The 12,035-nt window shown below is 75.2% G+C and carries 8 protein-coding genes; all 8 read right to left on the minus strand.

All coding sequences use genetic code 11. The features are described 5' to 3' along the window. Positions 1–35 precede the first annotated feature (35 nt). From CTZ28_RS38310 to CTZ28_RS38345, 8 genes are read right to left on the minus strand one after another with little or no spacing between them, the layout of a single operon-like run. Positions 36–2,240: a hypothetical protein gene (locus CTZ28_RS38310; RefSeq protein WP_121894371.1), complete on the minus strand. Its 2,205-nt coding sequence runs from the start codon at positions 2,238–2,240 to the stop codon at positions 36–38. Beyond that, positions 2,240–6,085 carry a putative baseplate assembly protein gene (locus CTZ28_RS38315; RefSeq protein ID WP_121894372.1) on the minus strand — a complete coding sequence of 1,282 codons (3,846 nt, stop codon included), beginning with the start codon at positions 6,083–6,085 and terminating at the stop codon, positions 2,240–2,242. Before CTZ28_RS38315 ends, CTZ28_RS38310 begins: the two co-directional genes overlap by 1 nt. Next, positions 6,082–9,228, minus strand: coding sequence for a putative baseplate assembly protein (locus tag CTZ28_RS38320; RefSeq protein WP_121894373.1), 3,147 nt, complete (start codon positions 9,226–9,228; stop codon positions 6,082–6,084). Before CTZ28_RS38320 ends, CTZ28_RS38315 begins: the two co-directional genes overlap by 4 nt. Then, positions 9,225–9,608, minus strand: coding sequence for a GPW/gp25 family protein (locus tag CTZ28_RS38325; RefSeq protein ID WP_121894374.1), 384 nt, complete (start codon positions 9,606–9,608; stop codon positions 9,225–9,227). Before CTZ28_RS38325 ends, CTZ28_RS38320 begins: the two co-directional genes overlap by 4 nt. Before the next feature lie 5 nt (positions 9,609–9,613). Further along, a complete protein-coding gene (locus CTZ28_RS38330; protein ID WP_121894375.1) occupies positions 9,614–9,949 on the minus strand; it encodes a hypothetical protein in 336 nt (111 codons plus the stop codon). 17 nt (positions 9,950–9,966) lie between these two features. Further along, positions 9,967–10,503, minus strand: a complete 537-nt coding sequence (locus tag CTZ28_RS38335) for a phage baseplate assembly protein V (RefSeq protein WP_121894376.1) — start codon at positions 10,501–10,503, stop codon at positions 9,967–9,969. A 34-nt stretch (positions 10,504–10,537) separates the two neighbouring features. After that, entirely contained in the window at positions 10,538–11,677 is a 1,140-nt protein-coding gene (locus tag CTZ28_RS38340) for a hypothetical protein (protein WP_121894377.1), read from the minus strand. After that, a complete protein-coding gene (locus tag CTZ28_RS38345; protein ID WP_121894378.1) occupies positions 11,670–12,032 on the minus strand; it encodes a LysM peptidoglycan-binding domain-containing protein in 363 nt (120 codons plus the stop codon). The genes CTZ28_RS38340 and CTZ28_RS38345 overlap by 8 nt, the downstream gene beginning before the upstream one ends. Between the last annotated feature and the right edge of the window lie 3 nt (positions 12,033–12,035).

Consider the following 12,035-nt stretch of genomic DNA (forward strand, 5'->3'; position numbering starts at 1 on the left):
TCAGGATGAGGTCACGAGGGCGGCGGGCGGGCGGCTCACGTCACGAAGAAGATCCCGGCGTCGGTGCCGGCGGGCGTGTACTCGGCGAGCCGGGCCCTGAGGCCGTCCTCGCGCTGCGGCCGGTACAGGTCGTGGAAGGCGCCGAGTTCGGCGCCGTCGTCCGCGCCGCGCCGGATCTCCTCGGCGCAGCGGTCCGCGAGCAGCCCGTACCACGGGGTTCCGTAGCGTTCGCCGGCGAACAACGGCCGTACCCGGGCGGCCTGCTGCGGACCGGCCAGGTCCGGTTGGCAGCGGTGGCGGCGCGGCGTGCGCGAGCCGGGCGGGACGTAGCAGAACCGCAGACAGCCGATGCCGCGCCGGGCCACGTGCAGCTTGCCGGTGAGGATCGAGTTCTCGGCGATGCGCACCGCGTGGGTGCGCACCTCGCCGATGACGGTGGTGCGGTGCAGATGCAGCACGGCGTGGGCGTGGCGGCAGTCCGGGGCGGACAGGGCCGTGCGGTCGTGGCCGGTGGCGTCCAGGATGCTGTCGCGCAGATGGATGTCGAGCGGGTCCTCGCTCACCTCGTCGCCGATGACCTCGATGGTGCCGAGGATGCTGTGCTCGATCCGCAGGCAGGCGGTGGTGCGGTCGAGGACGATGCTGGGCTCGTCGGGCGAGTGCGGTGCGCACTCGGGCTCCAGGGACCAGCCGGGCACCAGTGTGCTGTGCCGGACGACGACGGCGCCCATCGGGCCGGTCACGTTGATGCCGCGCCCGGCGACCAGCAGGCCGTCGAGGGTGATGCGGGGCCGTTCGTGGGGTGCGCAGTCGTCGGTGACGGCGCGGATGTTGAGGGCGTCGGGCCGGTTGCTGTACCAGTCGAGCAGCCGGATCACCGGCCGGGTGCCCTCGGCCGCGCGCAGTTCGAGGCGGTCGCCGGGGTCGAGGTCGAAGTCCAGCTGCTCCTGGTGGGCGCCGCTGTGCGTGATCTCGATGATCCCGGTGCGGCCGGGGCCGCGGTCCTGCTGCCAGGCACGGTAGGCGTCCATGATCCGCTGGAAGGGCTGGCCGGGTCCGACCCTGAGCACGGTGGCGTCCGGGCGGGCCGCGCGGTCGCGGTCGTACTCGCCGCCGCCCAGGTCGGCGCCGGCGGCGTGGTGGTAGTCGACCTGGACGCCCTGGCGGGGTGCGGACCGGGACCCGAAGGCGATACGGCCCAGCTCCGGGTCGACGGCGACCTGGCCGCGCCGCGGGCGGTAGCGCCAGTCCGACAGGTCGGCGACCAGCACGTCGGCGAGGGGTACGGGCCGGTCCTCGCCGTCGCGCCGGATGACGAGGCTCTTGCCGGGGCCGTAGTAGTCGGCGAGCCGGTCGTGCAGCAGTCTGCGGGTGATGAACGCCGGGACGTTGTCGACGGCGGCGATGTGCGCGGGCGACGGCTCCGGGACCGGCCTGGTGACCAGCGGGGTGTCGTTGCCGAGGAGGGAGAAGGTGTAGAGGTTGCGGGCGCGGTCGATGCAGTAGGCCGGTGCCGAGGTCAGCGCCTGCGCCCGGAGCCGCCACACGAACAGCGCGACCCCGGCCGGCGTCCGGCCGCCCTGCCTGCGGCGGGAGTCGGCGCGGCGCACGTCGACGGTGCGGGCCGTCTGTTCGAACGGGCCGCCCGCGACGGCGAGCGCCGCGCCGTCCCGCAGGTCGACGAGGCGCCCGCGCTCCCCGCGCGGGCCGCTGCCGTACAGCTTCACGGGCTGGGTGTGGGCCACCAGCCGGGACAGCTCGACGGCCCGCGAGGGCCAGTCGGCCACCTGCTCGGCCAGTTCCTCCAGGAGGTGGAGGGTGCCCTTGCGGCGGCGGTGGGCGACGGTGGCGGCCACATCGCGGCGCGGGGCGACGGCCTCGGCGAGCGCGTCCCGGCCGCCGCCGTACAGGCCGGTGTCCAGAACACTCCCCGGGCCTGCGGCCCGGGGAGTCCCCGCCTCGCTTCGCTCGTGGCCCGGCAGGGTGCGGTAGCCGACCAGGTCGCCGAGGTAGGGCAGCACCCAGGGGGCGGCGGTCTCCACGAACAGGTCCTCGTAGCTCTGGGCGACGCCGTCGCGGACCCGGTCGAACTGCTCGGCGATCACCGCGAGCAGGGCGCGCAGCGGTTCGCCCTCCTCGGCGTCGCGCAGCCGGTGCCATCGTGGCAGCAGCTCGGCGAGCCCGTCGGGATCCCGTGGCGCGACCGCGGCCGGCGTCTCCAACTCGACGTCGGGGCACATCACTTGACCTCCGTCAGGATCAGGGTGTCGGTGGCCCGCGCCGACAGCAGCGCGAGCTGGGCGGGGCGGATGCCACGGAAGACGAACACCGTCCGGCCCTCGGCCAGGCGCCGGGTGTCGGTGATGTCGGGGTTCAGGCGCAGCAGTTCGGCGAGCGGGATGCCGTACCGGGCGCAGACCGACGACAGGGTCTCGCCCCGCTCGTCGCGGACGGTGTGGGTGCGTTCCTCGTACGCGGCCGGGCGGGCCGGTACGAAGGGGCGGGGCGCGCCGGGGGCGGCGAGCAGCGCGGTGAGCTGCTCGGGGCCGGCCGAGGCGGGCACCCCGGTGAAGACGTCGACGTCCACGTGGTCGACGCCGGGCACCGTGTGGGCGGTGGCCAGCACCTCGGACAGCCGGGCGGGCCGCGCCAGTTCCCGTCCGGTGTGGCCGAGCCGGGCCAGCAGCGCCTGGCGCAGCCGGGGTTCGACCAGCTCCCAGGCGTGGTCGGGGGCCACCTTCACCTTGGCGGAGACGAGCAGCAGGACCAGTTCGCGCACGTCCACGCGGACGGGCAGGTTCGGGTCACCGTACTCGGTGAGGGCGCCGCGCAGGGCGCGCAGCACGTCCGCGTCGTCGGCGATGGGCACGTCGTCGGTCCCGGCCACCGTCACATGGAGCACCCGGCGGCGGCCGTCGAAGAGTTCACGGGCGGTCGCCCGGCCGATGCCCGCCCGGGAACGGGCGAAGTCCGCGTAGTCGGACGCGGAGACCAGCCGGTCCAGGGCGGAGACGGCGAGCGGGATCGTACGGCGGGTCAGGCCGGGCCCGTCGGCGTCCGCGCCGCCGGTCGCCGGGCGCGGATTGGTGACCGCGGTGATGCCGAGCGGCCGGGTGAGGGGCTGGGTGATCCGGTCGGCGGGTACGTTGGCGGCCTTGCCGGTGCCGAAGCGGTAGCGGGCGCGGACGTTCTCGTGGCCGCTGGGCAGCCGCGCGCCGTGCACGCCGTCGCCGAAGGTCACGGTCGTCCGGCCGCCCGCGGCGGTGCCGGTGATGTAGACCCGTTCGGCCGGGCCGCGCCCGGCGAGGCTGTCGACCTCGTGCCAGCGGACGCCGTCGACCCGGATCTCCAGGACGGGGGTGGCGCCGAGGGGGTTGTCGGCGGCGAGCCAGGTCAGCGGGGACTGCCAGAGCGCGAAGCTCTGGTTGGGGCGGTCCGAGTCGCCGCTGCCGACGGCTTCCTCCCGGCTCTCGCCGTGGGTGGCCTCGACGACGTTCCCGAGGATGCGGACGGTCGCCCGGCGGTAGCGGTGGACCAGGTCGGAGGTGAGGGTGAGCCGGGTGTGCACCCGGTCGCCGGGCAGGCGGGGGTCGACGGCCGGGTCGGCGGCGGCGAGGGTCACCACCTCGGTGGCGGTGACCCCGGCGGTGCCCGGGATGTCGGTGCGCTCGCCGGTCACGATCAGCGTGCGGCCGGGACGCAACCCGTCGTACAGCTCGGCGAGTTCGATCTCGTTGCCGTGCACCTCGTCGCCGAGCGGTTCGTCCGCGAGGCGCAGCGGTTCGCCCGCCGCGTCCACCGTGGTGTCGCGGATGTGGGAGAGGAGGACGTCGAACTCGTCCAGCCAGGGGTCGGCGAGGGTGACTTCGGTGCCGCGGCCCGTGATGCCGTAGCCGGAGTACGCGGCCGTGCGCGCGGCCACCACCTGGGTGGTGACGAAGGCCAGTTCCGGATCGCCCGGGATGCCGCCCTCGGCGCCCTTGGCCGGGCGCCGGATCGCCACCCAGCTGCCGACGGTGATGCCGTCGTGCACCGTGTCGAGTTGCAGCACGCGCCGGTTGACGGGCTCCGGCTTGCCGGCGATGACGATCTCGACGTTGGGTTCGGCGCTGCCGACGGTGTACTTGAGGGTCACCTCGTACTCGCCGTGGGTGAACTGCTCGGCGGCGCCGGGCCGCAGGGTGGTCTCGTGGGTGGTGCCGTTGTGGACGCCCACCTGGACCGGTCCGTCCTCGTCCGGGCGGGCCACGAACAGGGTGCGTTCGGGCAGCCCGGAGTGGAGGCGGGCGGTGACGCCGGGCTCCTGGGAGTCGGCGGGGCGGCGGCCCAGCCAGTTCAGGTCGCGGTCCTGGGCGGCCCGGGTCGACAGCTCCACCTGGCCGGGGCCGAGCGGGAAGCCGACGGGCTGGGCGGCGGGCAGGTTCTCGGCGCGCTGGTCGGAGCCGGCGCCCTCCACGTACTGGAACTCGGCCCGGACCGGGGCCCTGCCCGCGGTGTCGAACACCACGCGCATGCTCGTCAGCACGGCCCCGGTCAGCGGCCAGTCCGCGCTGCGGATGACCCGGCCCCGGTCGTCCTGGACCGGCTTGAGCGGGGCCGTGGCGCCGAACGGGGCGGCGGTGACGCGCAGCGCGAGCAGTTCGCGCAGCAGGTGCGGGGCGGCGGGCGCGGCGGTGCGCCAGGCCGGATAGAGGCTGCCGAGGCCGGGGTCCAGGGCGGTCAGGAGCCGCGCGGTGTCGGTGCCGGGGCGTGGGGCGCGGCGGCCGGCCCGGGGGGCGGGCGCGGAGCCGCGCAGGGCCGGGAGGACATCGGCGAGGGCCCGCAGGGCGGCCTGACGCGGGTCCGGTGTCCCGGCCGGGGCCACGGACCGGGGCGTGGCGGGCGCGGTCGCCGCCGTGGCGCGAGGCCCGGGGCCGTCGGTCCGGGTGGCGGCGGGCGCGCCGGTGCCCGCGGGAGCGGACGGCGGGCCGGTCCTGACCGGCCGGGCGGGCGCCAGGTCCAGGGCGCCCGCGGCCAGTCCGGCGAGGACCGCCTCCAGGCGCTCGAACCACGCGGCCACGTCCGGGTACCGCTCGGCCAGCACCTGTGCCTCGTTCAGCCGGGCGACCGGCTCGGCGAGGCGGGTCGCGAGGCCCTCCGGGGTCGTGGTGCCGTCCAGGTCGGACCGCAGCGGCGCGAGGACCTGGTCGTCGAACTCCTCGATGAGCCGGCTGACCGGCCGCGGGTCGGGGACCTCGGGCGTCGGCGGCTCGTCCCCCGGTTCGCCCGGCGCCGCGGGTTCGGCGACCCACCGCCGCACCTCGTCGGCCAGTTCCTTCAGCGTGGGCGGGGCCGACGTGGGCAGGGAGATCGCGGTGATCTCCTCCTCGCGGTCCACGCGGACGTTCGCCACGGGCAGCACCGTCCGTTCGCCGCCGGCCTGTTCGCCGAAGACGAAGAGGAGCCGGTCGCCGGTCCGCAGGGAGTTCGCGGTGCCCTCGACGAAGAGTTCGGAGCGGCGTTCGAGGTCCTCGGGGGTGACGAGGGAGGGGCGGCGGCGCCGCACCTTCAGCTCGTTCCAGTCCCAGCGGGCCGTCAGGTCGCGTCCGGTCTCGAAGGTCAGCGACTCCTCGCCGGCGGAGGCGGGCACGCTGTGGCTGCGCGCCCCGCGCGGGATCAGCACGGGCAGCGTCGCGGCCCGCGGATCGTGTTCGAGGGTGTACGCGAGATGCGTGCCGGCCGCGACGCCCGGCCGCGGGCGGTGCCCGACGAGCCGGCCGAGCAGGACCAGCGAGCGGTGCTCGTCCGCGGTGCGCAGAAAGGCCTCGTCCGCGATCCGCTCGGAGTGGAAGGTGAGCAGGTCGCCGAGGACGCCGGTGGCGTCGAGCAGGCCGATCACCGGGTCGTCCGGGGTGCGCACGGTCAGCCCGGCCAGGGCCGGGTAGGCCGGTGAGGCGAGCCGGTCGAGGAGCGCGGCGAGGAAGGAGCCGTACTCGCCGACGCGGTGGTCGAGAGCGGTGCGGCCGGGCGGGTTGTGCGGCGGGGCGGGGGCGAGGCGCTCGTCGTGGCCGCCGCATGCGCCGCCGCAGGAGCAGCTCCGGGTCATCGGGCGCCTCCCAGGGATATCGCCAGCCGGCCGTTCTCCGGCCGGTCCGGGTCGTTGTCGCAGGTGGCGATCTCCAGCGGGCCGAGCCGCAGCACGCCGTCCTCCTTCTCTCCTCGGTCCTCCTCGAACAGCCGGTGCAGCCGGGTCACCGTCACGCTCTCCACGCCGGGGACGGCCGCGGCCACGGCGACCAGCCGGCTGAGCCGGACCGGCTCGCCGAAGGTCAGCGCGTCCGGGTGGAAGAAGCCGAGGCGTCCGCCCGGGAGCCGGCCGCTGCCCAGCGCCCGGTACAGGTCGGCCAGGATCTGCCCGTGCTGGTGGCCGGGCCGGGCGCACACGGCCAGGGCGATGTCGAGCGGTACCCGGCGGGCGGGGCCGACGACCAGGTCGTGACCGATGCGCCGGTAGGTCTCCAACGCCTGGGCCACAAGGGCGAGCAGTTGCTCGCCGGGTTCGCCGGTGCCGAGGGCGTCGACGGCGACGTGCGCCTCCTGGAGGCTGCCCGTCCAGCGGATCTCGGCGGCGGCCCGCTGCACCCCCGGCAGGGCGGCGGCGAGCGTGGCGTAGTCCTCGGCGGTGACGGCCCGCAGCCGGCTGCGGCGCAGGTCGAGTGGGGCCGACTGGCGTACCTGCTCCAGTGGTTCGGGTTCGGTGCCGCCGGTGGCGGGCAGCGGGTTGCGGACGGCGGCGACCGGGAGTCCCGCGCGGTCGCCGCCGTCCGCCACCAGGTGGTTGATGGCTTCGGCGCCGACGTTCCCGGCGGTGCCGCCACCCAGCCGGTAGCGGACGCTCAGCCGGGCGCCCGGGGCCGGCCGGGCGCCGCGGTGGCCGTCGCCGAAGCGCAGGGCGAGCCGGCCGTCGTCCTCCAGCTCGCCGACGAAGTGCCGGTCGCGGCCCGCGCTGTCCAGGAGGTCGCGGCGCGGCTCCCAGACGGCACCGCTGCCGGTGTCGGTCTCGGTGCCGGTGCCGGCTTCGGCCTCGGCTTCGTGGAGCCGTACGGCGGGCAGGGCGCGGCGCGGGTCCTGGGCGAGGGCGGCGGACGCCGAGCCGCGCAGCACCGGCTCGTCGGGGTGCAGTCCGGCCGCGTACGCCGGGCCCCACGTGTGTGCCATCTCCCAGGCGATGTCGCCGTCCAGCACGGTGCCGGCGCGGGCGCGGGCCGTCAGGATCCGCACGCGGCGCAGCTTGGCGTCCAGCAACTCGTCACTGCGGTGCAGCAGTTCGCGCAGGGCGCGGGCCGGGTGGCGGCGCAGCTCCAGCCGTTCCAGGGCCTTCAGGCCGTAGATCACGGCGAGTTCGGCGATCTCCTCCTCGCCGAGGCCGTCCCGGTCGCGGGCGCTGCGCCACAGTTCGACGAGCCGACCGCGCACCCGCGCGGGGACGGCGCCGATCCGCTCGGCCTGTCCGGCGGCGACCGTGCCCGGGTCGGGGAACGGCACGGCCTGCGCGATGGGGGCGCGGCCGAGGACCGGCCGGAACCGGGGGGCTAGGCCCGGAAAGACCGACTGCGCGAGCAGCGTGCCCAGCGCGGCGGCCTGGGCGTACGCCGTGCCGGGCACGACCTGTTCACGGCGCTGGCCGGCGCGTTCCAGGCCGATCCCGGCACGGGTGGTGGCCCGTTCCCCGACGGCTTCGAAGAGCGTACGGACGTCGTCTGGGGTGAGCGCGTCACCGTGCTCGGCGCGCTCCGTCAGTGCGGTGATCAGCCGGGCGGGCGCATTGCCCTCGGTGGCGTCCCGGCAGCCGGGGCCGGACGGGCCGCAGGGGGCGGTGACCGCCGGTACGGGCGGCACGGTGACCGTCTCGCGCGGTCCGGAGCGGCCGTGGTCGACGAGGACCGCGTTGCCGCGGGCCAGCGTCACGTCCTCGACGGGCCGGCAGTCGCGTCCGCCGCGGGTGGTGAGGCACAGCGGGAAGCGCAGGGCGTCCTCGGCGGCCCAGGTGACCTCCAGGACCGGCTGGTCCTCGATGCGGTCGAGGCCGGGCGTGACGGAGGTCAGCCGGACGGCCTGCCGGTGGGCGGGGTCGGCGTCGCCGGGGGTGCCGGTGCGCGCTCCCCTGACCTCCTCCAGGACCAGGACGTCGCCCGGTCCGAGGTCGAGCCGCCGCTCCCGGCAGGTCTCCGGGTCCAGCCACGCGTCGCGCAGGGTGGCCGCGGTGGCGCCCTTCGGCAGCGCGCACACCTCGCCGCCCCAGGTCCACAGCCGGATCGCGTTGTGCGCGACCCGCAGGCGCAGCGGTTCGACGGCGACGACCGGTTCGAAGACCTCCACCGAGCCGCGCTCGTCCAGGTCGCCGAGGTCGTTCTCGTCGATGACGGTGCCCGGCTCGGGCCGGTCGTGCGGGTCGAGCGCGCGCACGTCGACGGAGGCGAAGCGGTACGTGCCCGCGGCGAGGGTGTGGTCGCCCGTGGTCTCCACGGTGACGTAGGTGCGGGCGGTGCAGCCGTCGTGCATCGCGTAGTCGATGAGCCGGACGTGGCGGCGGACGGAGACCCGGCGGCGTGCGGTGTCGAGGTAGGCCTCGGTGGCGACCGCGTCCTGCTGGTAGCTGATCTGGTCGCCGGTGTACGCGAGCAGTTCCACCAGCGTCATGCCGAGGTCGGCGGGGTTGCGCTCGGCCCAGTCGGGGGTGGTGAGCGCGAGCCGGTCCAGGAGCAGCTTGCGGAGGGTGTCGTGGTCGCGGGCCGTGTAGTCGATGACGGGCGCGGCCGGGAACTCCGGCTCTTCCTCGTGCCCGTCCGCGCAGTCGAACGGGCTCGGACAGTCGGGCCGGAAGGCGAACCCGGCGCTGTGGTAGCGCTGGTCGAAGCCGCGGAAGGGTTCGGTGCCGGGCCGGCCGTACGGGTCGGTCTCCACCAGGGACAGCCGGTAGCGGGAGGTGTCGCCCGCCCGGTCGAGGGTGACGTGGAGCCGGTCGTCCAGCTCGGGGTCCTCCTCCCGCTCGACGCTGACGTCGACGGCGGTGATGCCGGTGATCCGCCGGCCGCCGTCGATGCGGACGTTCTCCGGGCCGAGCCCGTGCGGGGCCTTGCCGAGGAAGGTCACGGTGAGCAGCAGCCCGTCGTCGCTCACCTCGACGGCGTCGACCCCGCCCAGCTGGGCGGCGCGCACCTTGGTCCGCCGGGTGGTTCCCGCGCTCATGCCGCCCTCCCCTCGAAGACGTCCTCGCGCACGGTGCCGGTGGCCCGCACGACGTACGACAGATGCACGCGTACGACGTCGTCGCCGCCCTCGACGTCGAGGGACACGACCTCGACGAGGTCGCCGAGCCAGCGCTGCAGTGCGGCCTGGACGGAGAGTTCGACGGTGCTGAGCAGTTCCGGGCTGTTGGGGGCGAAGACCAGGTCGAGCAGTCCGCAGCCGAAGTCGGGGCGCATCACGCGCTCGCCGGGGCTGGTGAACAGCAGTTGCTCGATCAGATCGTGGACGTGGTCGGCGGGGCGGGCGTGCGCGGTGCGTCCCCGGCGGTCGGCGTGGAACGGGAACGCGATGTCGGTGCGCGGGCGGGTTCGCCTGCTCATCGGCCTCATCGGACGGTGACCTTTCGCTGCGCGGCCTGGACGACGGGCGGGCCCTGCGGGACGAGGGCCGCGCTGAGGCACTGGGCCGCGGAGGTGTCCAGCAGCACGGGTGCGCCGTCGGCCGTGATGCCCGTGCCGTCGGCGGTCCAGCGGACCGAGACGCATGGCGCGGGCACGCCGTCGACGGTGTGCGGGCAGCCGGTGACGACGTAGGTGTGTGCGGCCGTGGCGACGGCGGCGCCCGCGATCCGCAGGCCACCGGAGGGTGGGGTGGCCGGGGCGACCCGGCCGCCGTGCGGGCAGCCGATGACGGCGCCCGCGTCCAACAGACTTCCGGACAACTTCTTCCCCCCGTTGTCTATCGCTTGGAGAGGACGGTCAACTGGCCCTCGTTGATGGTCACTTCGCTGCCGCGCAGCACGACCTCGGCGCCCGCGCCGGTGGCGATGACCACGGCTTCGGCGGTGATCCGGATGTAGGCGCCGCCCTGGGCCTGCAGGAGGATGCCCTGTTCGGCGCCTGCGGTGTCGTTGAGCACGATCTTGTGGGCCTGCGGGGTCTGCACGACGACCGGTTTGTGCGTCGCGTTCGCCCGGAGTTCGCGGCGTGCGTCGGGCGGCAGTTCGCCGGCGTCGCCGTACCAGCACCCGGTCCACACCGGGAAGCTGGGGTCTCCCTGCTCGAACTCCACCCATACGCCCGCGCCGGGCGGCGGCACCACGAACTGGCCCGACTCCGGTCCGGTGAACGGCAGGCAGGGCAGCGCCCAGGTGGACGGCTCGTCACCGAGGACGTCCGGGACCTCGACCGTGATCCGGCCGATGCGCAGCGGATCGTCGGTGTCCACCACCCGGCCGCGGAACTTGCCGAGGTAGCGATTGCTGGGTGCCGCCATGCTGGACTGCTCCTGGTTTCCTAGGTGGTTCGGGTCAGGGCCTGACGTGGTCGCCGCGTGCCTCCAGCCCCTCCCGGGAGAGGGTGAAGTTCTGCTGGAAGGAGCCCGGGCGCAGGTTGTGGGTGACGGACTTGACGAAGTAGTCGCCGTCGTAGGCGCGTCCGGCGCCGCGGACGCCGACGAGCCGACGCGGCTGGAGGAGGTAGCCGTGCCGGTTGACGTCGAGCGACCCGGAGGCCGAGACGACGTCGGCGGAGACGGCCGCCCTGGCGAGGAGTTCCGCCTCGGCCTGCGCCCGCTGCTGCTTGGCGGTGCCGGCGAGGGTCCGGCGCTTGAGGGCCGGGGTGGGGCGGCGGCCGAGCGGCGGGCGCAGCGGGCTGATCGGCGGCTGCGGCAGCAGGGTGGTCCGGCGGGTCCCCGGGTCCTGCCAGCGCGCCTGCGGCTCCTCGCGTGCGGTGCCGTCGTACGCGAAGGTCAGCTGGTCCACCGTGGTGTGGGCGTCCATGTTGACGTTGAGGGCGTGCTGGCGGACGCCGAGCCGGACCTCCGGTCCCCAACGGGCGGACGACCGGCCGGGGTCGGGCCCCGGCTCCAGATAGAAGGTGTAGCCGTTGGCGCGGGCCAGCTCGGTGACGTACTGCAGGTCGGTGCCGGTCTGGTAGTGCACCCGGAGGTCCTGGTGCGGCGGCTGGGCCACCTTCTCCGTGTAGATGTCCGGCCGGATGCCGTACTCCGAGTAGCGGCGCAGGATGGCGAGGACGCGTGCGGACGGGGGCAGGTTGGGGTAGCGGGCGGTGCGCTCCTCCAGGTCCATCAGGAGGGTCAGATCCTCGCCCGTGACGGTGAGGGTGGAGTGTCCTGGGGTGTTGCTGGCGCCGACCTCCTGCCGGACGATCAGCCCGTCGAAGAGCACCTCGGGTGTGCCGCGGACGCTGACGGTGAGGATGACGCGCGTCTTCGGATCGAAGAACCCCTCGGGCAGCAGCCGCTTGTTGATCAGTCCGTTCCTGGTGAGGTCGAAGGCGAACTGGAAGCCGCTGCGTTCGCCCGCGGTGGCGGTGATCTGGGCGGACAGCAGCGCCTCGGCGACCTCGACCGGGACCGGGCGGGCGAGGGTCGGCCCCATGAGCAGCTGGATGTGGACGGGGCCCTGCCCCACGGGCTGTTCAGCCATGCCGCTCTCCGCGCGGGAACCCGCCGGTGAGCGGGATGCCGATGACGCGTCCCGCCTCGTCCGTCAACTCCCGCGGATCGAGTACGGGGTTGGCGTCGGCGATCCGCCACCACTGTCCGGGGTCGCCGAGGTAGCGCTGTCCGAGCAGGTCGGGGCGCTCGCCGGCGCCGACGGTGTGCGGCTCGGTCTCCTCGTCGAGCGGGGGCAGCAGGCGGCGCTTGGTGTACCGGACCTCGGTGCCGTCCGCGCGGCGGTGCACGCTGATCTCGGCGTCGTGGTAGCGGCTGGTGCGCGGGTAGGGGTGCGCGCCCGGCAGGGAGTCCAGGGCGTTCTCGTACGGCTCGATGTCGGCCATGGC

The organism is Streptomyces shenzhenensis (genome assembly GCF_003688995.1).
Lineage (GTDB): Bacteria > Actinomycetota > Actinomycetes > Streptomycetales > Streptomycetaceae > Streptomyces > Streptomyces shenzhenensis_A.